At 71.1% G+C, this 23,318-nt stretch carries 27 protein-coding genes and 1 pseudogene; 22 read left to right on the forward strand and 6 right to left on the reverse strand.

Features of this window, described 5'->3' with window-relative positions:
* Nucleotides 1-14: 14 nt before the first annotated feature.
* A complete protein-coding gene (locus ACH34R_RS39885; RefSeq protein WP_397566808.1) occupies nt 15-515 on the reverse strand; it encodes a MarR family winged helix-turn-helix transcriptional regulator in 501 nt (166 codons plus the stop codon).
* Nucleotides 516-596: 81 nt separating this feature from the next.
* Between ACH34R_RS39885 and ACH34R_RS39890 the strand changes: the two genes are divergently transcribed.
* The 3 genes from ACH34R_RS39890 to ACH34R_RS39900 all read left to right on the forward strand — a co-directional run bounded on the left by ACH34R_RS39890 (nt 597) and on the right by ACH34R_RS39900 (nt 1,626).
* Nucleotides 597-1,148, forward strand: coding sequence for a cupin domain-containing protein (locus tag ACH34R_RS39890; protein WP_397566809.1), 552 nt, complete (start codon nt 597-599; stop codon nt 1,146-1,148).
* 132 nt (nt 1,149-1,280) lie between these two features.
* Nucleotides 1,281-1,499: a hypothetical protein gene (locus ACH34R_RS39895; RefSeq protein WP_397566810.1), complete on the forward strand. Its 219-nt coding sequence runs from the start codon at nt 1,281-1,283 to the stop codon at nt 1,497-1,499.
* Nucleotides 1,489-1,626, forward strand: coding sequence for a hypothetical protein (locus tag ACH34R_RS39900; protein WP_397566811.1), 138 nt, complete (start codon nt 1,489-1,491; stop codon nt 1,624-1,626). Before ACH34R_RS39895 ends, ACH34R_RS39900 begins: the two co-directional genes overlap by 11 nt.
* A gap of 153 nt (nt 1,627-1,779) precedes the next feature.
* On the opposite strand, the gene ACH34R_RS39905 is transcribed toward ACH34R_RS39900, so the two are convergent.
* On the reverse strand, nt 1,780-2,511 hold the full coding sequence (locus tag ACH34R_RS39905) for a helix-turn-helix domain-containing protein (RefSeq protein ID WP_397566812.1): 732 nt from the start codon (nt 2,509-2,511) through the stop codon (nt 1,780-1,782).
* A gap of 289 nt (nt 2,512-2,800) precedes the next feature.
* Here ACH34R_RS39905 and ACH34R_RS39910 point away from each other — a divergent pair, with 289 nt between their 5' ends.
* Genes ACH34R_RS39910 through ACH34R_RS39925 form a run of 4 tightly spaced genes read left to right on the forward strand, consistent with a single transcriptional unit; the run spans nt 2,801 to nt 5,898 of the window.
* Nucleotides 2,801-4,036, forward strand: coding sequence for a serine hydrolase domain-containing protein (locus ACH34R_RS39910; protein ID WP_397566813.1), 1,236 nt, complete (start codon nt 2,801-2,803; stop codon nt 4,034-4,036).
* Between the two features lie 30 nt (nt 4,037-4,066).
* A complete protein-coding gene (locus ACH34R_RS39915; protein ID WP_397566814.1) occupies nt 4,067-4,567 on the forward strand; it encodes an FAD-dependent monooxygenase in 501 nt (166 codons plus the stop codon).
* 40 nt (nt 4,568-4,607) lie between these two features.
* Nucleotides 4,608-5,168 carry a PadR family transcriptional regulator gene (locus ACH34R_RS39920; protein ID WP_397566815.1) on the forward strand — a complete coding sequence of 187 codons (561 nt, stop codon included), beginning with the start codon at nt 4,608-4,610 and terminating at the stop codon, nt 5,166-5,168.
* Nucleotides 5,169-5,178: 10 nt separating this feature from the next.
* Complete coding sequence (locus ACH34R_RS39925) at nt 5,179-5,898, forward strand: VOC family protein (protein WP_397566816.1); 720 nt, start codon at nt 5,179-5,181, stop codon at nt 5,896-5,898.
* Here ACH34R_RS39925 and ACH34R_RS39930 read toward each other — a convergent pair.
* A complete protein-coding gene (locus ACH34R_RS39930) occupies nt 5,887-6,120 on the reverse strand; it encodes a hypothetical protein (RefSeq protein WP_397566817.1) in 234 nt (77 codons plus the stop codon). The genes ACH34R_RS39925 and ACH34R_RS39930 overlap by 12 nt on opposite strands.
* Nucleotides 6,121-6,162: 42 nt before the next feature.
* Between ACH34R_RS39930 and ACH34R_RS39935 the strand changes: the two genes are divergently transcribed.
* Complete coding sequence (locus tag ACH34R_RS39935) at nt 6,163-6,342, forward strand: hypothetical protein (protein WP_397566818.1); 180 nt, start codon at nt 6,163-6,165, stop codon at nt 6,340-6,342.
* A gap of 730 nt (nt 6,343-7,072) precedes the next feature.
* Nucleotides 7,073-7,357 (forward strand): recombinase family protein, encoded by a 285-nt coding sequence (locus ACH34R_RS39940; RefSeq protein ID WP_397566819.1) that lies wholly within the window; start codon nt 7,073-7,075, stop codon nt 7,355-7,357.
* A gap of 141 nt (nt 7,358-7,498) precedes the next feature.
* Here the strand turns inward: ACH34R_RS39940 and ACH34R_RS39945 are convergent, their stop codons facing one another.
* Nucleotides 7,499-8,413: an aldo/keto reductase gene (locus tag ACH34R_RS39945; protein ID WP_397566820.1), complete on the reverse strand. Its 915-nt coding sequence runs from the start codon at nt 8,411-8,413 to the stop codon at nt 7,499-7,501.
* A 54-nt stretch (nt 8,414-8,467) separates the two neighbouring features.
* Here ACH34R_RS39945 and ACH34R_RS39950 point away from each other — a divergent pair, with 54 nt between their 5' ends.
* The 5 genes and pseudogenes from ACH34R_RS39950 (at nt 8,468) to ACH34R_RS39970 (ending at nt 11,042) form a co-directional block, all read left to right on the forward strand.
* Nucleotides 8,468-8,890, forward strand: a complete 423-nt coding sequence (locus ACH34R_RS39950) for a MerR family transcriptional regulator (RefSeq protein ID WP_397566821.1) — start codon at nt 8,468-8,470, stop codon at nt 8,888-8,890.
* A 371-nt stretch (nt 8,891-9,261) separates the two neighbouring features.
* Entirely contained in the window at nt 9,262-9,501 is a 240-nt protein-coding gene (locus tag ACH34R_RS39955; RefSeq protein ID WP_397566868.1) for a response regulator transcription factor, read from the forward strand.
* A 166-nt stretch (nt 9,502-9,667) separates the two neighbouring features.
* Nucleotides 9,668-9,820 (forward strand): annotated as a pseudogene (locus ACH34R_RS39960) (serine hydrolase); the annotation flags it as partial.
* Nucleotides 9,821-9,911: 91 nt separating this feature from the next.
* Nucleotides 9,912-10,730, forward strand: a complete 819-nt coding sequence (locus ACH34R_RS39965) for a type II CAAX prenyl endopeptidase Rce1 family protein (RefSeq protein ID WP_397566822.1) — start codon at nt 9,912-9,914, stop codon at nt 10,728-10,730.
* Nucleotides 10,731-10,877: 147 nt separating this feature from the next.
* Nucleotides 10,878-11,042, forward strand: coding sequence for a recombinase family protein (locus ACH34R_RS39970; RefSeq protein WP_397566869.1), 165 nt, complete (start codon nt 10,878-10,880; stop codon nt 11,040-11,042).
* A 99-nt stretch (nt 11,043-11,141) separates the two neighbouring features.
* On the opposite strand, the gene ACH34R_RS39975 is transcribed toward ACH34R_RS39970, so the two are convergent.
* The gene (locus ACH34R_RS39975) at nt 11,142-11,957 is read right to left on the reverse strand and encodes an IclR family transcriptional regulator C-terminal domain-containing protein (protein ID WP_397566823.1); all 816 of its coding nucleotides are present in this window, start codon (nt 11,955-11,957) and stop codon (nt 11,142-11,144) included.
* Between the two features lie 208 nt (nt 11,958-12,165).
* Between ACH34R_RS39975 and ACH34R_RS39980 the strand changes: the two genes are divergently transcribed.
* The 6 genes from ACH34R_RS39980 (at nt 12,166) to ACH34R_RS40005 (ending at nt 19,658) form a co-directional block, all read left to right on the forward strand.
* A complete protein-coding gene (locus ACH34R_RS39980) occupies nt 12,166-13,692 on the forward strand; it encodes an FAD-dependent oxidoreductase (protein ID WP_397566824.1) in 1,527 nt (508 codons plus the stop codon).
* Between the two features lie 22 nt (nt 13,693-13,714).
* The gene (locus tag ACH34R_RS39985) at nt 13,715-15,055 is read left to right on the forward strand and encodes an amidohydrolase family protein (RefSeq protein WP_397566825.1); all 1,341 of its coding nucleotides are present in this window, start codon (nt 13,715-13,717) and stop codon (nt 15,053-15,055) included.
* Between the two features lie 107 nt (nt 15,056-15,162).
* Complete coding sequence (locus ACH34R_RS39990) at nt 15,163-16,092, forward strand: alpha/beta hydrolase (RefSeq protein ID WP_397566826.1); 930 nt, start codon at nt 15,163-15,165, stop codon at nt 16,090-16,092.
* A 79-nt stretch (nt 16,093-16,171) separates the two neighbouring features.
* Nucleotides 16,172-17,680, forward strand: coding sequence for a CoA-acylating methylmalonate-semialdehyde dehydrogenase (locus tag ACH34R_RS39995; RefSeq protein ID WP_397566870.1), 1,509 nt, complete (start codon nt 16,172-16,174; stop codon nt 17,678-17,680).
* Nucleotides 17,681-17,697: 17 nt separating this feature from the next.
* Nucleotides 17,698-18,765 carry a maleylacetate reductase gene (locus tag ACH34R_RS40000; protein WP_397566827.1) on the forward strand — a complete coding sequence of 356 codons (1,068 nt, stop codon included), beginning with the start codon at nt 17,698-17,700 and terminating at the stop codon, nt 18,763-18,765.
* Nucleotides 18,762-19,658 (forward strand): intradiol ring-cleavage dioxygenase, encoded by an 897-nt coding sequence (locus tag ACH34R_RS40005; protein ID WP_397566828.1) that lies wholly within the window; start codon nt 18,762-18,764, stop codon nt 19,656-19,658. Before ACH34R_RS40000 ends, ACH34R_RS40005 begins: the two co-directional genes overlap by 4 nt.
* Nucleotides 19,659-19,745: 87 nt before the next feature.
* Here the strand turns inward: ACH34R_RS40005 and ACH34R_RS40010 are convergent, their stop codons facing one another.
* Nucleotides 19,746-20,486, reverse strand: coding sequence for an IclR family transcriptional regulator (locus ACH34R_RS40010; RefSeq protein WP_397566829.1), 741 nt, complete (start codon nt 20,484-20,486; stop codon nt 19,746-19,748).
* Nucleotides 20,487-20,729: 243 nt separating this feature from the next.
* Here ACH34R_RS40010 and ACH34R_RS40015 point away from each other — a divergent pair, with 243 nt between their 5' ends.
* Nucleotides 20,730-21,965: an FAD-dependent monooxygenase gene (locus ACH34R_RS40015; protein ID WP_397566830.1), complete on the forward strand. Its 1,236-nt coding sequence runs from the start codon at nt 20,730-20,732 to the stop codon at nt 21,963-21,965.
* A complete protein-coding gene (locus ACH34R_RS40020) occupies nt 21,962-23,284 on the forward strand; it encodes an ABC transporter substrate-binding protein (RefSeq protein WP_397566831.1) in 1,323 nt (440 codons plus the stop codon). Before ACH34R_RS40015 ends, ACH34R_RS40020 begins: the two co-directional genes overlap by 4 nt.
* Nucleotides 23,285-23,318: the final 34 nt, after the last annotated feature.

Consider the following 23,318-nt stretch of genomic DNA (forward strand, 5'->3'; position numbering starts at 1 on the left):
CCTCGGTACGCGGCTCAGGTGAGGGAGATGTCGCCGAGCGACCGCAGGAGGATGCGCAGCGCGTCGGCCAGGTGGTCGGCCTGGTCGCGGTCGAGGGCCTGGAGGAGGCGGGCCTCGTTGGCGATGTGCAGGGCGAAGAGGTCGTCGATGGTCCGGCGGCCGTGGGCGGTCAGCCGGATTCGGACCGTGCGGCGGTCGATGGCGTCCGGTACCCGCTCGACGAGGTCCTTGGCCACCATGCGGTCGATGCGCTTGGTGATGGCGCCCGAGGTGACCATCGACGCTTTGACGAGCTGGCCGGGGGTCAGCTCGTAGGGCGCGCCTGAACGCCGGAGGGTGGTCAGCACGTCGGCCTCGCTGTTGTCCAGGCCGTGCCGGCGGAAGAAGCCCTGGATCTCCGCCTCGAGCAGCCGGGAAAGCCGTTGGATCCGACCCACGACCCCGACCGGCCAGACGTCCACGTCGGGGCGCTCCCGCCGCCAGGCGTCCATCACCGCGTCTACGGCGTCGCCCATCCCGCACCTCTCTTGCTAGTCTCTTAGTGGTAGCTTACCAGGAAGAGAATGGCCCGATCACGCCAGCCGCAAGGAGATGAAATGTCCTGGCCGAACATCGACGACGACTACCCGCCGATCCGCTACCACGGAGACCAGGGAGAGACCAGCGCACGTTTCCGCCCCGCCGGCACCCCGGCCGACCTCGTCACACCGTCCGGCGGACGGACCGACTATCTCGCCACCAAGGCATCGACCGGCGGGGAGTTCGGTCTCTATCGGGTCCGGATGAGCCCCGAAGCCATGGGGACGAGTACTCACTTCCACAAAGCGATGTCCGAATCGTTCTACATCGTGGCCGGGACGCTGCGGGTCTACGACGGACGACGGTGGTTCGACGCGTCGGCGGGAGACTTCTTCCACGTGCCGCCGGGCGGCCTGCACTCCTTCGGCAACGAGTCCGGCGAGCCGGTCGACTTCCTGATGCTGTTCACGCCGGGCGCGGCCCGGGAAGGCTACTTTGAGGGGATCGGCGACCTGGCCGGTATGAGCGACGAGGAGCGGATCGCCTTCTTCATCCACCACGACAGCTACTTCACCGACATGGCCAAGGGCCCGTCGGCGCGCTCCTGGAACCCCGACAGCGCGCAGTGACCGACCGGCCCGGAGTACCGGCTGCGTAGGGCGGCGAGCGGCACGCGCTCCGGCGTCAAGGTGTCCCGCATGAGAATGGACACCGTGTCGATGCCGGCATAGCCTTCGGACGCGTTCGCGGCCGAGGCGGGGGTGTCCAAACAGACCCTCTGCAACCACTTCGGCGACAAGGAGAGACTCATCGCCGAGTCGGGCCGCCATCCCCGGCTGCTGGAGGAGTGGACCCGGCCGGGAGCGGTCATGGAACAGGCGCTCGCCGAGGCCATCACCCGGCAGGCCCACCGCGGCATACTGGACGTCCCGGACACCGGCCTCGCGGGCGCGCCGGCTCGTCCTGGTCGTGATCATTGAGGCGCTGGCCCGCACCCAGTACGGCAGGCGCGCCCTGCCGGACGCGGAGGCCGCGGAGGCCGCGGAGATCGTCGGCAACGGCGTCGAGATGTGGCTGCGCTGCTACCGCACCCGCTCGCCGGGGTGACCCGCCTCCCTGTTCGGCGGGCCTGTCCGATGGCAGACCGTGAATCGGATCACTCGGGAAAGATCTCGCGTCGTGGGCGCTTTCAACGCCCCGGCGTGGCGCGCTCGTGGCCTGTACCCGCGCGGTCCCATATGTCTGGGGTCGTACTCCGCTCTAACGATCTGTCGTTCGCCTGGCCATGAAATCCTGCCGCCACTGCTCGGCGGCCCGGATCAAGTTCTGGCTGACGTGCTCGAAGAACTGGCTCATGTCCCGCAGCCGGGTGCCGGCCGGGGTGGTGGAGCCGAGGACCTCGGCTCCGTCGCGGGCGAGATCGGCGATTGCGGCGTTCTGCCGGGCGCTGACCAGCCAGGCTCGGTACCAGACGTCGGGGTCGATGACGTACCGGTCGCGCCGCCGGCGGGTGTCGCGTACACGCCGGATCAGCTCTTGCTGTTCGAGTTCGCCGATGGCCTTGGAGATGGACGCCGGGCTGACCTGGAGACGCTGGACGAGTTCAGCGGCGGTGAGGCTGCCGCTGTCGGTGGTGTACAAGCAGGTGAGTACCCGGGCGGTCATTCGCGGCAGCCCTGTCGCCATCACCACTGCGGTGAATCGTTCTTCCAGGGCGTGGAGCGCTTGGGGGTCTCGCCCGGATACGCCGGTGGCACCGGGTGGCGCCGGGGGAGGGGCGGCGGCCTGCTTGCGCCGGCGAGCCCGGCCTTGGGTCGCCTGATGTGCCCGCGCGGCCTGGTAGCCGCCGGCTCCTCCGTTGCGGCTCACCTCCCGGGTAATGGTGGAGATCGGCCGTTGCAGGTGCTTGGCGATCTCGGTGTAGGTGAGTCCTTCTGTCAGCCCCGCGGCAATGTACTGGCGGTCCTGATAAGTCAGCCTGCCTCCTGGCATTGGGCGTGCCTCCCATCGGTGTGCCATGCCCAGCCCGCTTGATGTGTCCGCGGATGAACAGTATTGCGTTCGACAGCATCTCATTGCAAGTACACCCGCTTGGTCTTGCGTTCATTCACATATCCATTGCAAGCCTCATGGCTAGTTACCTGCATAGATGCGAGGAAGTTCGGAGTTAGTGTTGCGCCATTTGTGAATGCAAGCTAGCTTTTTATTCGCGCTGAACAAGTACTATCGCGAGCGAGGCGATCGGTGTCGCGCTGACGTCCCTCGCCTGGAAGGAATCGACATGACCAGATCTCTCCCCTCAACGGCAGGGCTGCTCATCACCGCCGTGGCGTTGGCCGGGTCTTCCGCCGTCGCGGCCCCCGCGGCATCTGCCTCCACCGCCGACGCCCCCGATCACGCCCAGGTCCAAAAGGCGCTCGACCAGGCCGTGTCCGACGGTGGTGTGCCCGGCATGGTCGCCGAGGTACACGACCGCCGTGGGCGGTGGTTCGGCTCGGCGGGGGTGGCCGACACCCGAACCGGCCGCAAGCGCGTGCCGCACGAGCGGTTCCGTATCGGCAGCGCCGCCAAGGCGTTCACGGCCACCGTGGTCCTCCAACTGGAGGCGGAAGGCAAGCTGAGCCTCGACGACACCGTGAACAAGTGGCTGCCCGGCCTGGTCAAGGGCAACGGCAACGATGGCGACAAGATCACCATCAGGCACCTGCTCAACCACACCAGCGGGATCTTCAACTACGGCAACGACAAGGAGGAGTTCGCCAAGTTCTCCGGCCCCGCTTGGCTTGAGCACCGCTACGACACCTACACGCCCGAGCAGCTCGTGAAGATCGGCCTGCGCAATCCGCGTTCCTTCGAGACACCGGGTGACGGCTTCGTGTACTCCAACACCGGCTACATCCTGGCCGGGATGATCATTGAGAAGGTGACCGGCAATACGCTCGCCCGCGAGATCTCGCGGCGGATCGTCCGCCCGCTGCGCCTGACCGGGACGTACCTGCCGGGTAAGGGAACGAAGATACGCGGCCCGCACCCCCGGCACTACTCGACGTTGTTCGCCGCCGAAGCCGACGCCAAGGTCTACGACGTGACCGACCAGAGCGCCACCACCGCCTGGGCGGCCGGCGGCGTGGTCTCCTCGGTCGGCGATCTGCGCCGATTCTCCGGCGCGCTGCTGCGCGGCGAGCTTCTCCCGCCCGCCCAGCAGCGGGAGATGTTCGCCATGGTCAAGACCGGGATCAAGCTGCCGGACGGCACCTGGAAGGACACGTGGATCTCGGGCACCACGTACGGTACCGGCGTCTTTTCGTGGAAGCTGTCGTGCGGTGCGAAGGTCTGGGGCATCGGCGGCGCCATCACCGGTGGGTTCTCCTTCGCGATGGGCACCCGGGACGCCAAGCGCATGATCTCCACCAACATGAACATCGACCGGTACGGCCAGTACAACTCGCTCGACATGGCCAAGACCGTGATAGAGGCCGAGTTCTGCCCGTCCGGTTCCCAGACGCGAAGCAAGTGATGATCAGCCCGGCACTGCCGGCACCTGTGGATGAGTCCCGAGCACGGGGTGCTGTCGCTGTTCCGGCTACCGGGCACGGATGCCTGGCAGTTCCAGGCGTCCGTTCCCGCTCCCGCCCACGAGGCGGATCCCGTCCAGCCGTCGCTGGAACTGTTCCGGCGCCTCTTCGCCGACCACGCCGGACTGACTGACGTCACCATCGCGGATGCGGACCGGCTGTCGCTCTACAAGATCAACGTCTGCCTCGTCGACCGGTACAGGTCCGGCCGGGTCTTCCTCGCCGGGGACGCCGCGCACATCCACTCCCCGGCGGGAGGTCAGGGCATGAACACCGGCATTCAGGACGCCTGCCGCCTCGGCTGGAAATTCGCCGCCGTGCTCGGCGGCGCTGGGCCCGCCCTGCTGGACACCTACGTACTTGAGCGCCGGCCGGCGGCGCGCGCCGTCGAGGAGGGCGATCACGAGAAGCCGGTACGCCGCGACGGCCGCTACGCCGTTTTCCTCCACGTTGGTGCGGTACGCTGCTGGTAGCAGCTAGCCAAATTTGGCTAGTGAAGGTCGGGAGGGTTCGATGAAGCCGGTACGGCTGCTGGTCCTGGGCGCGCTGCGCAGGCGCGGGCGCGCCCACGGCTACCAGGTCCGGGCGGATCTGGAGTCGTGGGGCGCGCACGAGTGGTCAACCGCCACCTCGGGCTCGGTCTATCACGCGCTCAAGAGCATGGCCGGTCAGGGCCTGCTGGTAACGCACGAGACGGTCACCTCCGAGGCCGGGGGCCCGCCGCGGATCGAGTACGAGCTGACCCAGCAGGGCGAGCGGGAGTACCTCGATCTGCTGGGCCAGGCGCTGGCCGACCGCGAGCCGAGCCTGGACGTGCTGGGCGCCGCCATCGGCCTCATCGAGGACCTTCCCCGGGAGCGGGCCCTGGAGTTGCTGCGCCGGCGGGCCCGCGCCATGCGCGAGTGGCGCGCGAGCATCACCGCGCACCTACCCGAGGGCACGGATCTGGAGACCTGGGGCCCGGTCGGCGAGGTGCTGTCCCTGTGGCTGAGCACCGCCGACGCCGGTGCCCAGTGGACCGACCGGATGATCCGCCGCCTGGAAGAGGGCGCGTTCACCATGGCCGACGAATAGGAGTCCCCCGATGGCCAACGAGATCGCCATACCGCTGCTTCCCTGCCGCTCCATCGACGAGATGGCCGATTTCTACACCATGCTCGGTTTCGGCCGGGCCTACTACCAGGTCCGGCCGAACCCGTACGTGCTGCTCAAACGCGAGGATCTCCAGCTCGGCTTCTTCGGCATGCCGGAGGCGTTCAAGCCTGAAGACTCCTACGGGACCTGCGTGATCGTCGTGCCGGACACCGGAGAGCTGTTCGAGGCGTTCGCCGCGGGCATGCGCGCGGCGCACGGCAAGCTCCTGGTCTCCGGCATCCCCCGGATGACCCGGCCGCGCAGGCGGAAGAACGACGGCAACCACTCCGGCTTCGCCGTCATCGACCCTGGTGGCAACTGGATCCGCTTCATGTCCGCCCGCCCCCTACCGGAGAAGGAGGGGGCCACGAGCAGGCTCACCACCTCGCTGAACCGGGCGGTCGTGATGGGCGACTCCCAAGGCAAGCACGAGCGGGCGGCCGAGATCCTGGACGGCGCCCTGGAGCGGGACAAGGACACCGCGTCGGCGGCCGAGCTGCTGGAGGCACTGGTCTACCGGGCCGAACTCGCCGCCCGCGCCAAGGACCACGCCGCCGCCGGGCACGCCCTGGCCCGGGCGCGCGCCCTCACCCTGACCGAGGCAGAACGCGAGCAACTCGCCCAGCCCCTGGCCGCCATCGACGACCTCGAGGCCGTGCTAGGTCTCTGACCGGGTACGGCGCTTGCGCCGGGCCGCCGAGCAGGGCCGCGGCACGCACATGTGGTCGCGCACGTCCTCCTCCGGCAGGGGATCGAGCAGCAGGCGCCGGGCGACTTCGACGTGGCCGGGCAGGATGCGCCCGCCCCAGTCCCGACCGGCGTCGATGGTGGCGCGCTCGTCCTCGGGGAAGCGGCGCGGCCGGGTCCGCCGCCGTATGGGGCGCGGACCCATGGGCGCATCCGCTCGGGTATGCGGGATGGTGACGGGGGGCCGGTGAATCTGGCTGATCGGCGGCTGCCGGAGCTTGTGGAGGGCTTTGGGGAGATTCTGGCCGGATGTGGCGAGTTGCTACGGGCGGGCGGGATCGTCGCCGTCACGGTCCGGCCGATCCGCGTCGACGGCGGTCTGGTGCTGGCGTACAGGGTGGTGGCGTTGCCGTGCGGGGGTGCGTGATGGAGGGCGTCGTTCTTCCAGATGCCGGCTGTGCGCAGGCATCAGGAGAGGGGGCGCCGGTGTGCGTCACCGCTCACGAGGACCTGCTCGTCTTCCGCCGACGGGGTTGCCCGTGGGTGAATCGCTTCTCGTTGTCCACAGCGTGTGCATGACCATGTGCGCCCGGGGGATGGGCACGAGGCCGTGTCCGGTCCGGTGTCCAGACCGTCATTGACATCGGGCATTGAGGCGAGCGGTCATGGGGGTCCACGGGGGGGTGGCCCGACCGCAGCGTGCGGCGCACGCCGCACGCTGCGGTCGGTGGTGCCGGGGGAGGAGGTGCGGCTTACCCCTGGTGCCGCCACCATGCTGCTGCGGATCCTGCTCAAGGCCGCCGCCCGCGCCAGGCAACCGGATGCAACCTGTGAAGGAGCAGCAGAAATGATCAGATTCGGTTTCTACGGGCGGGTCTCCACCGAGGACAACCAGACCAGTCCCTCCAGTCCCTGGTTGTCCGACCGGGCATGCGAGAGATCCAGGGTTGCCTTCGGGCGGATAGTGTTCATCGTCGGGGCATGGCAGCTTGCCGGAATCCCGAGAAGGGCCCGCTAGGAGGATCCGAACTGCTGATAGTGGGGCAGCGCGGCGGCGCGGGAATCGCGGGATCGAGTGCCGGCCTGGGCATAGTGTTCGTCTGACGATCGTTTGATGGACGCGAACGGCCAGGTTTCTCCCGACGCCAGGTCTCGAGGTGGGCCTGGTCCGAGTCGGCACCGACAAGCAGAAGACCCAGTGGCGGCACGACTGCCTCGGCCCGACCTGCCTGGAGGTCATTGAGGAGAAGGCCGGCGGCAGGCTCGCCACCCGCGATCGGCCCGACGTGCTCACCGCGCTGTCCTACATCCGCGAGGGCGACCTGCCGACCGTCCAGGAGGTCGACCGGCTCGGCCGCAACCTCCTGGACGCGCTGATCGTCCTCGAACGAACTGTTCCAGCAAGGCGTCGGCGTCAAGGTCCTGAACCTCGCCCTGGCTGAGGACCGCCGCCGTGACATCGTCCTCAAGACCAAGAACGGCTTCGCGGGCCGCCGACCGGTCGTCGGCGACGACAAGCGCGCCGCGATCCACGACAAGGGGCACTTCGGGAAGGGGCGAGGTTGCAGGCGACGACCGGGATTTCAGTGGGCACTGGCCGGTGATGGGCCGGCGAGTGTGTTCAGCTGTTCGTATTGGTCGTCGCTGAGCCGGAGGCCGGCCGCGTGCGCGTTCTCCTCCACCCGTGACAGGGTCGCGGTGCCCGGGATGGGGAGCATCAACGGGCATCGACGCAACAGCCAGGCCAAGGCGATCTGGGCCGGAGGGCGATCGGCGAGACCATCGACGTGAGCGAAGGAACCGAGACAGGACAGATCGCCGCTGCCCAGCGGCCCCCAGGGGATGAAGGCGATGCCTTCGTCCTGACAGTAGTCCACGACGTGTTCCCAGTGCCGGGTGGCGAGGTTGTAGTGGTTTTGCACCGAGACGATGTCGAGGATCTGGCGGGCGGCGTGGATGTCGTCGATGTCGGCCTCCGATAGGCCGATGTGGCGGATCTTCCCGGCCTGCTGCAGGTCCCTGAGGGCGCCGAGGGTGTCGGCGAGCGGTACGTGCGGGTCGATGCGGTGCAACTGGTACAGGTCCAGGCAGTCGACGCCCAGGCGGCGCAGGCTCATTTCGACGCCCTGCCGGATGAAACCGGGCCGTCCCACGGCCTCCCACTGGTCTGGGCCGGGCCGCACACCGCCGCCCTTCGTGGCGACCACGATCCCGGTGTAGGGGTGCAGCGCGTCCCTGATCAGCTCCTCGTTGGTGTACGGCCCGTACGCCTCGGCCGTGTCGATGAAGTCCACGCCCAGGTCGACGGCGCGTCGCAGCACCGCGATCGCCCCTGCGCGGTCGGCGGGATCGCCCCAGGTCCCGGGGCCGGTCAGCCGGATGGCGCCGTACCCGAGCCGGTGTACTCGTAGATCGCCGAGGGTGATGGTGCCGCTCAGGTGCGCGGGAGGTCCGGTGTGCCGGCCGGTGCCGGGCGCGGAGGTCTGCTGTTGGCTCATGGTCGTATGCTGGCCGCTCAAGTCGGCTTGAGCGCAACCTACCCGGAGGGTACCGTGGCAGACGATGAGCTGTACTCGATCACCGACGTCGCCGCCGCGTTCGGCCTGCGCGTCTCGGCGCTGCGCTATTACGAGGAACGCGGCCTGATACGCCCGGCCTGCAGACTGGCGCGGGTCCGGCACTACGATCGCGCCGCGCTCCGGTCGCTGGCCCTGGTGCGGCTGTGGCATCACGACGGGATGATGAACCTGGACGACACCGCGGTCCTGATGGGCGAACCAGAGCCCGCCAGTTGGAGGAACACTCTGCTACGGCGTGCCGATGACCTGGCCAGGCAGATCACCCACCTGCAAAATGCCAAGGAGGCACTGGACCACTTCCTGGAGTGCACCAGCCCCAACCCCGCGGCATGCCCGGCCATGGAGGAGATCCTCGATCATCGGATCGAGCAGGCATTGAGTCGGCTGTCATCCTGACCAAGCCACTGACCAGTACATTCGCTGCCCCAGACGGTCTCTCATCTTTTTCTGTCTCCGCCTCCTCCCGCCGCGCCGGGAAGGAAGTCCGCGGCGTCCGCCGGGCCGGCGGGCGCATCCCCGCGGAGGCCTGAGCGGGGCCTGGGTGCGCCATGCAGGCCGATTCGGCGAGGCGATCACCGCCCGGGGGCGGGCCATGACCTGTTTCGAGGCGACCGGTGATGAGCACAGCGCGGGCATCGCCCGGAGCATCCTGTAGGCGGCGCGGCGGGGAGCGCGTCCCCTTCGCATGATGGTGCGGCCGGGCAGGCCAGCGACTGCGGGCCGCAGGGGCGCGGCCGGCGACGCGGCGGACAGCGGCCCTGGACGCTCTGTCCCCTCGCGGGGCCGGCATCTTCGGCTTGCTCGCCCGCGGCAGGTCCAAAAGCGAGATCTGCGCGGAATTGGTGCTGAGCGAGAACACGGTGAAGTCGCACGTCCGGGCGATCCCGCAGAAGCTGGACCTGCTGCGCGACCGCGCGCACGTGGTGATCTACGCCTACGAGAACGGGCTCGTCGCTCGGCACGAATTCCATCCTGACGGGCGGTACCAGGTTCACCCCTTCGGGTGAGGCCGGACGATTCCGCCCGGCCTAGCGTCGAGATTGTGCGTCTCCTACGTCTCATAAGACTCATACTTCTCAGCGTCGTCATGGTCGTCGGCTGGACAGCCCCGGCCTATGCCGGTGACCAGGAGCTGATCGACGACCACCGCTCCGCCTGCGACCCGTCGAGACGATCGTCCGCGTCCGGGATCGGGACGACAACGCGGTGACGCCCCGGACGCCGTTCCGTATCGCGTCCTTGAGCAAGCCGATGACGGCGACGGCGACGGCGATCATGCCGCTGACGGACCGATTCTCCGTGGACGACCCGGTCGTCAAGGTTCTCCCCGGGTTCAAGATTTGCCGATCCGCGCTACACCAAGATCACCGTACGCGCATCGAGCTAGATCCTCGCGCCCGCACGAAACGAGGTCATCATGACTGCATCCCCTACACGCTCCAGTTCTGCCAGATCAACTGTTACCGATGTCACGTGGTTTTTCGCGATCGCCGTCCTGCTGTGTTTCGCGCTGTCCGTTCCAATGGTCTTCCGGCTCGTCCCGAGGGACTTGTACAACCTGATCACTCCGATCCTGCAACTGACCCCGCTGCTCGCAGCGATCATCATGTGGCTTGCCCGACGACCCGGAACGTTCCGAGAGACGTTCGCCACCAGGTGGCGCGGCACACCCAAGTGGGCCGGCATCGGCATCGGCCTCATCGCCACGATCGCCGTGATCCAAACCGCCATCGCACTGGCATTGGGGATCTGGCAGCTCAACCCGCTTGACCAGATCTCCGCGGCGACCATATGGATCGTTCCGGTCTTCCTCATGCAGTCGGTCTTCGCCATCGGCGAAGAGTTCGGCTGGCGCGGCTGGCTGGCGACGCGCGCCGCGTCATGGGGATTCTGGCCGCTGGCCCTTGTCAGCGGTATGGTCTGGATCGTCTGGCACCTGCCGGTCCTCGCCGTGATCGGTGATCGACCTCTCTGGGACATCGTCATCTACTTCGCGGGCATGCTGCCATGGGCGCCGCTGTTGCTCGCGCTTCGCTGGCAGTCGGGAAGCGTCTGGCCCGCGGTTTTGACGCACGGAGCGATCAACAGCGTCCGGGTGTACCTGCTGCAATCCGTCCCCAACGCAACGGATCACCTGCTCATCGAAGTGATCGGCTGGGTGCTCACGCTCGCCGCTGCCGTGTGGCTGGTGCGCCCGAGTCGGGCGCAACTCGTCCGCGGGTCTATTGAAGGTTAGGTTGATTCCTTGCTCGAGTTCGGCCGAGAACCGCCGAAGGTGCTCGGTTTCCGCTACAGCCGCTTTGCCTCCAACACCGGGCGCGCCGCATCCGATTCGTGTGCATGCCGGGCGGGGCGGCGGTTGCGGCGGCCGGATCCGGATCCGGTGACCGCGCCACGGGTGCGGTGGGTCTTCGCGCGCCGCTTGTCCGGGGTGAGCATGGCGGGGATCGCCCGGGAGTTGAACGAGCGTGGGATGGCGTGCCCGTCTTGTGCCGGCAGGGTGCGTAATGCGCACCGTTCGGGGGCGGGGTGGACGTTGCCGGCCTGACCGGGACCGGGGCGGAGGGCTCCGGGGCCTCTGGAGGGGCCGGTCAGGGCTGCAAGAGGGCGGGGACAGGGGCGGAGTCAGAACGAAGGGAGGGCCGGGTCAGATCGTGGCGGGCTCCGAGACGACGGCCTGGGGTGCGCTCCGGGCCAGCGCGTAGGTGGCCCCGATCTTCCCGGCCGCCAGCAGGACCGGGGGAAGGAGTTCTGTCGTCATCCGCTCCCGGCTGACCTCGGCGGCGATGGCGCTGAGGTTGACGGCGGCGATGACGGCACCGTCGCCGTCGCGGACGGGCGCGGCGATCGACCGGACGCCGGGGGTCATCTCCTCGTCGGTCGCGGCCCACCCGCGGGCCCGGATCTCGCGCAGTTCGTCCTGGAGGCCGTCGAGGGGCCGCTCTCTGAAGGGACGGGTCGTCGCGGCCGACGGGGTCGCGAGGGCTGCGACGAGCGCCTCGGGGGCGAGCGCGGACAGCAGGACCTTGCCGAGCGCGGTGCTGCGCGCGGGCAGCCGCATGCCGGCGTTGATGTTGGCCGAGACCACCTTCGGGACGGCGGCGCGGGCGATGTAGATGATGTCCGAGCCGTCGAGCAGGGCGACGGAGGCGGCCTGGTCGGTCGCGAGGACCAGGTCGCGCAGGCACGGCCCGGCGATGTCCCAGAGGCCGGCCGACAGTGTGTAGGCGACGCCCAACTCCAGGACGCGGGGGGTCAGGGCGAATCCGCCGCCTTCGAGGCGCACGTAACCGAGTTGTTCGAGCGTGCGGAGGACCCGCCGCGCGGTCGGGCGGGCCAAGGACGCCTCGGCCGCGATCTCGCTGAGGGACATCGACCGGCGTTGGGCGCCGAAAGCTCTGATCACGTCGAGGCCGCGCGCGAGGGCCTCGATGAAGTCGGGGCCGGCGTTCTCCCGGGGCATGTGGTCACCGTCCTCAGATCGGGCCCAGGCTGGAGCGAATATCCGTACGGCGGACAAGTGTACGCAACTCTCCTGTTGTCTCACCTAGGCTTTTAACTCGGCGTTTCCGGGATTGACGCGGAGTGAGTAGCAGCTTAGGCTCGGTGCACGCCGTCAAGCGAACAACTGTCCGCAGAGCGGACAGGCAGCAGGGAGCGAGGCAGGACTCATGCGCAGGAATGATGCGGATGTGGCGGATGTGGTCGTCATCGGTGGCGGTCCCTCCGGTGCGACCGTCGCGGCCGAGGCGGCCCGGCTCGGGGCGCACGTGACCGTGCTGGAGAAGCGGGAGGGCGACAGCCCGTCGCGGGCCGGCATCATCCAGCCGCGGGTGCTCGAACTCCTCGACGCCCGAGGGCTCATGGCGCCGTTCCGCCAGGCCGCAAAGAACTGGCGGCGCGACTTCGAGGTCCCCCGCTACATCTACGCCGGGCTCGTCGGCCTGCGCTACGACCTCCTGGACAGCACGCATCCGTACGCGCTGATCCTGCCGCAGACCACCACCGAGCACCTGCTGCGCGGCTGGGCCGCCGAGTCGGGCGCCGACGTGCGCCGCGGGGTGACCTACGTCGACCACACCGAGGACGCGGACGGCGTCACGGTGACCGCGCTCGACGCCGACAGGAACACCATCAGGCTGCGCGGCCGTTTCCTGGTCGGTGCGGACGGCGCCCGCAGTGCCGTGCGGACGAGGGCGGGCGTCCCCTTCGAGGGGCGTGACGCGAAGATGACGGCGGTGTCGGTGGACGCCGACCTGACGTTCCCCTGGGCTGCGTCGATGCAGATGCGCCGCAACGAGAACGGCTGGGTCCTGGCCTACCCGTTCGGGCAGCAGACCACCCGCTTCATCATCGTCGCCGAGGCACGCCGCACCGTGCCGCGCGGCGAGCCGGTGACGATCGAGGAGGTGCGCGAGAGTCTGCGCGCGATCTTCGGCGAGGACTTCGGCATCACCGGCGCCAAATGGATGTCGCGGTACGGCGACACCCACAAGATGACCCCCTACCTGCACCGCGGGCGGGTCTCGCTCGTCGGCGAGTCCACCCGCGTGCACTATCCGGCCAGCGGCATCGGCATGAACTACTGCATCCAGGACGCCTTCAACCTCGGCTGGAAGCTCGGCCTGGTCGCCACGGGCGACGCCCCGGAGACGCTGCTCCAGGCGTACGACGAGGAACGGCACCCGGTGCTGAAGGACCTCATGGACGACGTCGCCGCCCAGTGCGCGCTGCACTTCGACTTCTCGCCCGGCGGGCTCCGGCTCAAGGAGTTCTTCGAGGCGGAGATGATCCCCGTCCCGGAGGTCAACAAGATCCTCTGCGATCGGCTGAGCGGCTTCAAGACCTCCTACCACCGCGAGAACGACCCCCACCCCGCCGACGGCACCCGGGTCGGCGAGTTTCCCCTCGGCGACCACCGCTACACGGAGGTCGCGGCCCGCAGCGCGTTCGTACTCGTCGAGCGGTCGGACCGTGCCCCCGCCGACAGGGAGCTGCCCGCACGGGTCACCCGGGTCGTGGCCGGCGACCCCGGCTTCACCCGCGAGCTGACGGGCGCGTCCGCGGCCCTGATCCGCCCCGACGCGTACGTCGCGCGGGCCTGGACGGCGAGCCCGTCCGACCGGCACATCACGGCCGCGTACGACGAGGCGGTCGGCCGGGGTGTCCGCGCCCCGCTCACGCTCGCCGGCCAGTGACGGACCACGGAAGGCACATCGAATGAGCAACGCCGACGCCGCCCTGCTGATCAGGGGTGGCTGGGTCGTCTCCGGCGATCCGCTGATCGGGACCGTCAAAGACACCGACGTCCTGGTACGCGATGGAACGATCCGCGAGGTGGGCCCGGGGATCGAGGCGCCCGGGGCCGAGGTGCTCGACGCCTCCGGGGCGCTCGTGCTGCCCGGCCTCGTCGACGCCCACAAGCACACCTGGCAGTCCGCCGTGCGCCACCGGTGCACGGACATGGACCTCATGACCTATTTCGGCGAGATGTTCGGCCGCCTCGGCCCGCGCTACCGGCCCGAGGACGTCTACGCGGGCACTCTGCTCGGCGCGCTGTCCGCCCTCGACGCGGGCACGACGACGCTCATGGACTGGTCGCATGTGCAGAACTCGCCCGAGCACGGGGACGCCGCGATCCGGGGCCTGCGGGAGGCGGGCGGGCGCGCGGTGTTCGGCCACGGCTGGCCGCTGGTGGACCTTCCCGAGTGGATCATGGAAAGCAGCCGCCCCCACACCTCGGACCTGCGCCGGATCCGCGCCGGGTTGCTGGCCGACGACGACGCGCTCGTCACGCTGATGCTGGCCGGGCGCGGGCCCGAACTGTCGACGATGGACGTGACCCGCGCCGACCTCGCGATGGCCCGCGACCTCGGTATCCGCACGTCCATCCACATGGGCTCCGGCAGGGACTTCGGGGCGATGGCCGCGATCGCCCAGATGAACGACGCCGGGCTGCTCGGCCCCGACCTGACGTTCGTACACTGCAGCGAGAACAGCGACGACGAGCTGCGGATGATGGCCGACCACGGTGTCGGCGCCGCCGTCGCCCCGCAGCACGAGCAGGGCCTCCCCGGCATCGGGCACACTCCGATCGACCGGCTGCGCGGCCTCGGCGTCACGACCGGGCTCAGCACCGACACCGAAACGTTCGGCGCCGCCGACCTGTTCACCCAGATGAAGGCGGCACTGGCCGCCACCCGGAGCCGGGTGAACATCGGGGAATCGCGCTTCGAGGACCCGCCGAGCGCCTTCTCCGCCGGCGACGCGTTCCACCTGGCCACCCAGGGCGCCGCCGACGTGCTCGGGCTCGGCGACAGGGTGGGGAGCCTGACACCCGGCAAGGCCGCCGACATCGTGCTGATCCGGGCGACCGACCTCAACCTCTACCCGGTCACCGATCCGGTGGCCGCCGTCGTGAACGCGGCGCACGCGGGCAACGTGGACACCGTTCTCGTCGCGGGCGTGGTCCGCAAGCGGGGCGGCGCGCTGGTCGGCGTCGACCTGGACCGGCTGCGCGAGCTGGCCGAGGAGTCCCGCCGCCACATCCTCGCGACCTGAGCCTTCGCCCCCTGTCTCCCCTGGAGGCCCCGGCGGGCCGGGACCGGGCCGTCCGCGACCGGACCAGAACACCCCGAACGACACGACGACGGATGAAAAGGAATCTCATGACCCTCGACAGTGGTTTCGCCGCGCTCCTTGGCATGCTCCGCGACACCGGAGCCCCGGGGTCGTTCGACGGCGAGCCCGGCGAGATGCGCGCCAGGATGGCCCAGGCGGCCGAGAGCGGCTGGGATCCGGCGGCCTTCGCGCCCGTCGCCTCAGCCGAGGATGTCGCCGTCGGCCCCCACCTGCGCCTGAAGGTGTTCAAGCCGGTCGCCGACGGGTCCGTCCCGACGGTGCTGTACTTCCATCCCGGCGGCTTCGTCATGGGCAGCGCCCACCTCATGCAGGACGTCGCCCGCCGGCTGAGCCACGAACTGCCCGCCGTGGTGGTGTCCGTGGACTACCGGCTCGCCCCCGAGGCCCCGTTCCCCGCCGCCGTCGAGGACGCATCGGCCGCGCTCGCCTGGGTGCGGGACAACATCGGCGACCTCGGCGGCGACGCGGGCCGGATCGGCCTGGCCGGGGAGAGCTCGGGCGCCAACCTGGCGGCCGTCGCCGCGCTGCTCGCCGCCCGGGAGGGGAACCCGGTCCGGGCGCTGCTGCTCGCCTCGCCCGTCACGGACTTCACGGCGTCGTACCCCTCGGTCGCCGAGAACGGCACGGGCTACTTCCTCCAGGCGGGGGACCTGGACGTGATCAGGCGGCTCTACTTCGGCGGCGACGAGGAGACCGCGAAGGACGAGCGGGTGTCCCCGGCCCTCGCCGGAGACCTCGGCGCGCTGCCCCCGGCCGTCGTGGGCGTCGCCGGGTTCGACCCGCTGCGCGACGACGGCGTCGTCTTCGCGGGCCGGCTGCTGCGGGCGGGCGTTCCCGTCGCGCTCAGGGTCTACGCCGATCTGATCCATCCCTTCTTCGGCATGCCGGCCGTGTCGCCGGGCGCCGACCGGGCCGTCGCCGAGCTGACCGCGCTGTTCGCGGCGGAACTCGGCTGACGCCCGCCCGCCCCCTCGTTCCGCCGCGCGGGGGTGCCGCTTCGCCACCAGGACCCCAGGAGGTACGACGTTGTCCAGCATGGCCGTCATCGAGCACTGGATCGGCGGCAGGACCGCCACTGGATCGCCGGCGGGGACCGCCCCCGTCCACGACCCTGCCACAGGCCGGCAGCGACACGAGGTGCTGCTGGCGTCACCCGCGGACGCCGCCGCCGCGGTGGACGCCGCCCGGGCGGCCTTCGACGGGTGGAGCCAGACACCGCTGATGCGGCGCACCCGAGTGCTGTTCGCCTTCCGCGAGCTGGTCAACCGCCACGCCGTCCGGCTCGCCGAGCTGGTCACCGCCGAGCACGGCAAGGTGCTGTCGGACGCGCTCGGAGAGGTCCACCGCGGCTTGGAGGTCGTCGAGTTCGCCTGCGGCATCCCGACCCTGCTCAAGGGCGACTTTTCCGACCAGGTGTCCACGGGGGTGGACACCTGGTCGTTCCGTGAGCCGCTCGGCGTCTGCACGGGGATCACGCCCTTCAACTTCCCGGTGATGGTCCCGATGTGGATGTTCCCCGTCGCCATCGCGTGCGGGAACACGTTCGTCCTCAAGCCGAGCGAGCGCGCTCCGTCAGCGGCGATGCTGCTGGCCGAGCTGTGGCGGGAGGCCGGGCTGCCGGACGGCGTCTTCAACGTCCTGCACGGCGACAGGGCCGCCGTGGACGCGCTGATCGACGCCCCGGACGTCGCCGCGGTCTCCTTCGTCGGCTCCACCCCCGTCGCCCGGTACGTACACGAGCGCGCCTCGGCGGCGGGCAAGCGGGTGCAGGCGCTCGGCGGGGCCAAGAACCACGCCGTCGTCCTGCCCGACGCCGACCCGGACTACGCGGCCGACCACCTGGTCGCCGCCGCCTACGGCTCGGCGGGGGAGCGCTGCATGGCGATCTCCGCCGCCGTCGCCGTCGGCCAGGGTGCCGACCGGGTGGTCGAGGCGGTCGCGGAACGGGCGCGGGCGGTCCGGGTCGGGCCCGGCACGAGCCCGGACAGCCAGATGGGGCCCGTGGTCACGCGGGAGGCCCGGGAGCGCATCACCGGGCTGATCGGCACCGGAGCCGAGCAGGGCGGGCGGATCGTCGTGGACGGCCGCGGGTACGTCGTGCCCGGGCACGAGGAGGGCTTCTTCCTCGGCCCCACGCTGATCGACCAGGTACGGCGCGACATGGACGTCTACCGGGAGGAGGTCTTCGGCCCGGTGCTGTGCGTCGTGCGCGCCGACGACGTGGACGAGGCGATCGCACTGATCAACGCGAACCCGTACGGCAACGGAACGGCCCTGTTCACCTCGGGCGGCGAGGCGGCGCGGCGGTTCCAGCGCGGCGTCCGCGTGGGGATGATCGGCATCAACGTGCCCGTGCCCGTCCCGATGGCCTTCTACTCGTTCGGCGGGTGGAAGGAGTCGCTGTTCGGGGACAAGCACGTCCATGGGCCCGAGGGCGTCGGCTTCTACACTCGTGCCAAGGTCGTCACGGCCCGCTGGCCCCGGCCGCGCGCCGCCGTCCCGGAGGGCGCCGCGGCCACCTTCGACTTCCCCACGAACGCGTGAGGCCTCGAGGAGTCAAGATGACGGACGGATTCGTGTACGAGGCTCTGCCGATGCGGGTCGTGTTCGGCTCGGGGAGCATCTCCCGGCTCCCTGGCGAGGCCGAGCGGCTCGGGGCGCGGCGGCTGCTGGTGCTGTCCGCCCCCGAACAGCGGGACCTGGCCCGGCGGGTGGCCGGGCTGCTCGGCGGACGCGCCGCGGGCGTGTTCGACGGGGCCAGGATGCATGTGCCGGTCCAGACCGTCGCCGCCGCGGAGGCGGTCGCCGCCGAGCTGGGCGCCGACGGGTGCGTCGCCGCGGGCGGCGGATCGACGATCGGCCTCGGCAAGGCGCTCGCGCTGCGGCGGGGACTTCCCGTACTGGCGCTGCCCACCACCTACGCGGGTTCGGAGATGACGCCGATCTGGGGGCTCACCGAGGACGCCCGCAAGCGGACCGGGCGCGACCCGGCCGTCCTGCCGCGGAGCGTGGTCTACGACCCCGACCTGACCTTGACGCTCCCGGCCGCCGTCTCGGCGACCAGCGGGCTGAACGCCGTCGCCCACGCCGTCGAGGCCCTGTACGCGCCGGACGGCTCCCCCGTGGTCGCGGCCATGGCGGAGCAGGGCGTGCGGGACATGGCCGCCGCCCTGCCGCGCCTCGTCCGCGATCCGCGCGACGGGGAGGCCCGGGCGGCGGCGCTGCGGGGGGCGTGGCTGTGCGGGGCCTGCCTCGGCGCCACCACGATGGGCCTGCACCACAAGCTGTGCCACGTCCTCGGCGGCATGCTGGACCTGCCGCACGCCGCGACCCACGCCGTCGTGCTGCCGCACGTCGCCGCGTACAACCTGCCGGCGGTCCCGGCCGCCGCCGACGCCCTGCGCAGGGCCCTCGGCACGGCGGACCCGGCGGCCGGCCTCGCGGCCCTCGCCGCCGCGCTCGGAGTGCCGGGGAGTCTGCGCGGGCTGGGCGTCGCCGAGGGCGACCTGGCCCGGGTGGCCGCCGAGGTGCTGGCGAATCCGTACGCCAATCCCCGGCCCGTGACCGGGCCGGAGCTGGCCGCGCTGCTGCGCGCGGCCTGGACAGGAGATCTGGGAGGAACGCCATGACCACGCCGCATGGAGGCGTCCCTGCTGAGCAGGAGCGCCGGGAGGTCGCCCTCACCGACCGGGTGCTCGGTTCGTTCGACGGGTGCCAGGACCCGCGGCTCGCGGAGGTGATGCGGTCGCTGGTCCGGCACCTGCACGGCTTCCTGCGCGAGGTGCGGCTCACCGAGGAGGAGTGGGCCGCGGGCATCGCCTTCCTCACCGCGGCGGGCCGCATCACGGACGACAGGCGGCAGGAGTTCATCCTGCTCTCCGACGTCCTCGGGGCGTCCATGCAGACCATCACGATCAACAACGCGGCGAGCGGCGACGCGACCGAGGCCACCGTCTTCGGGCCCTTCTTCGTCGAGGGCAGCCCCCGTGTGCCGATCGGCGGGGACATCACCTTCGGCGCCTCCGGCGAGCCGTGCCGGGTCGAGGGCACCGTGACGGACACGGCCGGAAGGCCCGTGCCCGGCGCCCGGATCGAGGTCTGGGAGGCCGACGAGGACGGCAGGTACGACGTCCAGTACGACGACGGGCGGATCGCCGCCCGGGCCCACCTGTTCACCGACGACCGAGGGCACTACGCCTTCTGGGGAATCACCCCGACGCCGTACCCGATCCCGCACGACGGCCCGGTCGGCGCGCTGCTCGCCGCCACCGGCAGGTCGCCGATGCGCGCCTCCCACCTGCACTTCATGGTCACCGCGCCGGGGCGCAGGCGCCTCGTGACGCACATCTTCGTCCGCGGCGACGAACTGCTCGACTCCGACAGCGTCTTCGGCGTCAAGGAGTCGCTGGTCAAGGACTTCGAGCGGCAGCCACCGGGCACCCCGGCCCCGGACGGCAGGGCGATCGACGGAGCTTGGTCGCGCGTGCGCTTCGACATCGTCCTCGCGGCGGAGGAGGCGTGACCGCGGCGGGCTCCTCGGGACGCTCGAACGTCCGGACGGGCGTCTGAGCCCGCGTACGGCCGTCCTGACGGACGGACGGGCGGGCGCTCAGGCCGCGCGAGAGATGCCGCGCCCGGCCATCACGACGGCCGGAACCAGCCGATGGATCGCCGGGTCGGCCCCCACCACGGACAGCCCGGCGATCACCCGCCCCCTCGCGTCGGTGATCGGCACCGCCGCCGAGTAGGCGCCCGCGCTCATCTCCTCGCGCACGATGGCGACGCCCGTCCGGCGGCACTCGGCCAGCGCCGCGCGCAAGCCCTCCGCCTCGGTGATCGTCGCCGTGGTGAACCTGGCCAGGCCGCCCCTGACCACCTCGGCGAACAGGTCCTCGTCCGCGTGCGCCAGCAGGACCTTGCCCACGGCGGAGGCGTGCAGCGGCAGCCGTCCGCCCACCTGCGACACGACGGGCACCGCGCCCGCCGCGGAGATCCGCTCGACGACGAGGGCCTCGGCACCGTCGAGGACGGCGAGCTGCACGTGCTGCCGGGTGGCGGTGTAGAGGTCCTCCATGACGGGCATCGCGCGGACGCGCAGCGGCAGCCCGCGCGGGTTGAGCGTACCCAGCTCCCACAGCCGCAAGCCGATCACGTACGCCCCCGAGGAGGTGCGCTCCAGCGCCCCCCAGCCGGTCAGCTCCCGCACCAGCCGGTGCGCGGTCGCGTGGCGCAGGCCGGTGATCCGGCAGATCCGGGCGAGTGTCAGTTCCGCCCTGGCCGGCGTGAACGCGCCGAGGACGGCGAGCGCCCTGGACGTGACCGTCCGGCCGCGTTCGGCGCTGTTGGCCATGTCGAACACCTCCTCCCGACGCGGTTACGGGGTCATTGTGCGGTCCGTCCGGTGGGGCGGACCAGGAAGGAGTCCGTTGGGCGGACATCGTGCTGCGGCGCGCCGCCCCCGCGCCCGATCGTTGGTGGCAGCCCGCCGGCGAGTCTACGTCCAGGTGGGAGCCCCTTTCATCGTCCCCGTTCCGCGGGACGCGCGCGCCGCGCCGTCGCCGGTCCACACCCCAGAACCGACAGGAGTACGCGAATGCCCATCAGTGCCCAGGCCCGCCCGCCCGGCCTGCGGGTCGCCGTGGTCGGCGGGGGGATCGGCGGTCTCGCCGCTGCGGCGTTCCTGCACCGCGCCGGCCTGGATGTGACCGTGTACGAGCAGGCCAGGGAGCTGACCGAGGTGGGGGCGGGGCTCGTCGTGTCACCCAACGCCGTCCGGCTGCTGCGCAGGCTCGGCCAGTACGACAGGCTGCGGGAGCGCGCGGTGGCCCTGCGAGTGGGCTGGGAGTTCCGGCGCTGGGCCGATGGGCGGGTGCTGTTCTCCCAGCGGCTCGGCGACGAGTGTGAGCGCCGCTACGGGGAGCAGTGCTTCGTCACCCACCGCGCCGACCTCCTCGACGTGGTCAGGGCGGCGGTGCCGGAGCCCGTGCTGCGGCTGGGCCACCGGGTCGTCGAGCTGGCGCGGCTCGGCCGGGCCGTCGCGATCGGCTTCGCGGACGGGACGCGGGCGGTGGCCGACGTCGTCATCGGCGCCGACGGCGTGCACTCGACCGTCGGGCGCTTCGTGGGCCAGACCGGCCCGCCGCGGTTCTCGGGGATGTGCGCCTACCGGTGTCTCGTGCCGGCGGACCGGGCCCCCGGGTTCGCGCTGCGCCCGGTGCAGACCCTCTGGCTGGGGCCCGGCCACCACCTGGTGCACTACCCGATCTCCGGCGGCGGGCTGGTCAACATCGTCGCCTTCGGGCCGGCGAAGGACTGGACGACCGAGTCCTGGTCGGCCGAGGGCCGGGTCGAAGACCTGCGCGCCGAGTTCGCCGGATGGGCGCCAGAGCTGATCGCACTGCTCGCGGCGGCCGACCGCACCGGTCAGTGGGCACTCCTCGACCGCGACCCGCTGTCCCGCTGGACCAGGGGCCCGGTCGCGCTGATCGGCGACGCCGCGCATCCCATGTTCCCGTTCTACGCCCAGGGCGCCGCCCAGGCGCTGGAGGACGCCGCGGTCCTCGCCCACTGCCTCGCCGACCGCCCGGAGGACCCGCCCGCCGCGCTCACGCGCTACGAGGAGATCCGCCGCCCGCGCGCCACCCGGCTCCAGCGGGCGAGCCGGGGCCGGGCCGAGAGCAACCACCTGCCCGACGGACCTGCCCAGCGGGCCAGGGACGCGTCGTTCGCGACCGAGGACCCGCTGACCCACAACGGATGGATCTACGGCCACGACCCCGAAGCCGAGCTCGCGCCGGACGGCCGTGTGATGAGAGGTGCCAACGAATGACTGAACACACTCGCGCCCGCGGGAGCCGGGCGGCCGTCGCGGCGGGCGCCGGACTCCTGCTGGGCCTCACGGCCTGCGCCGCCCCCGGCTCGGGCAGTGGGACGGCCGCGAGCCCGTCGGCGCAGGTCCCGGGTGCCCTGCCGAACCTGGACGCCGCGCGGAGCACGCTGAGCCCCTACGTCGGCGGCACGCCGGGCCGCGCGGACTCCGCCAAGCCGCCGGTGCACGTCGGCTTCATCACCCAGCACGGCGGCATCCCCGGCTTCCCCGAGGCGCAGGCCGCGGCGGACGCGGCCGTCAAGTTCGTCAACGAGAGGCTGGGCGGCGTCGGCGGGCGCACTCTCGCCCTCGTCCCCTGCGTGGTCGTCTCCGCGCAGGAGGAGGCGTTGAACTGCGCGCAGAAGCTGGCCGGCGACGAGCGCGTCCGCGTGGTGCAGCTCAGCCTGCTGACCGTCGGGACGGCGTCCGTCTACAGCACCCTCCGCGGTCGCAAGGCGGTGGTCGGGCAGACGCCCGCGTCCCCGACGGACGTCACGGCCGAGGGGGTGTACCAGCCGTGGCCCGGGTCGTACGGCATCCAGGGCGGCATCGCGAAGTACGTCGCCGAGGTCCTCAAGGCCAAGCGCGTCGCCGTGGTGTACGACGGCGACGACCCCGGCTCGTCCTTCGGCGCGAAGTCCGTCGCGAGCGCCTTCGGGCAGCTCGGGGTCACTTTCAAGCAGGTCGCCACCCAGACGGGCTCCGCCGACGTCGCCTCCGCGCTCGTCTCCGCGGGAGCGCTCGACGCCGACGCCGTGGTGCGCATCGCAAGCACGCCGAGTTGCCTCCCCACCGCACGCGCCGTGCAGCAGCTCGGCGTCAAGGCGCCGGTCATCGCGCTCGACTTCTGCACCGACGACTCCGTGCGCCGGGCGAACGGCGGCGACCTGCCCGCGTGGACGTACGTCGGGCAGTCCCGCAACGTGCTGTCCCCCGAGACGGACCGGCAGGCGGCGGTCTACCGGAGCGTCATGAACGCCTACGCGCCCGGCGCCAAGGCGGGCGGGCTCGCCCCGTACGCCTGGAACTCCGTCATCCTGACGGCGAAGATGCTGAACGAGATCGGCCCCGAGCCCGCGCCCGACGCCGTCTCCGCCTGGTGGAAGGGGTTCCGCGGCCCGCTGTTCCTTGGGCCCGAGCGCATCTCCTGCGGCTTCCTCGCCGGCAAGGGCCTGCCCTCGCTCTGCTCGACCACCGTCTTCCTGTCCCCGTACCGGGGCGCGGGCCGGTGGGACCGCTCGGTCGAGGTGAACGCCGAGAGCATCGGCATCGCCGGATGACGCCGCGACGCCTTCCACCGGCCGGGAGCAGCGA

The organism is Spongiactinospora sp. 9N601 (assembly GCF_044326295.1).
Classification (GTDB): Bacteria; Actinomycetota; Actinomycetes; order Streptosporangiales; family Streptosporangiaceae; genus Spongiactinospora; species Spongiactinospora gelatinilytica.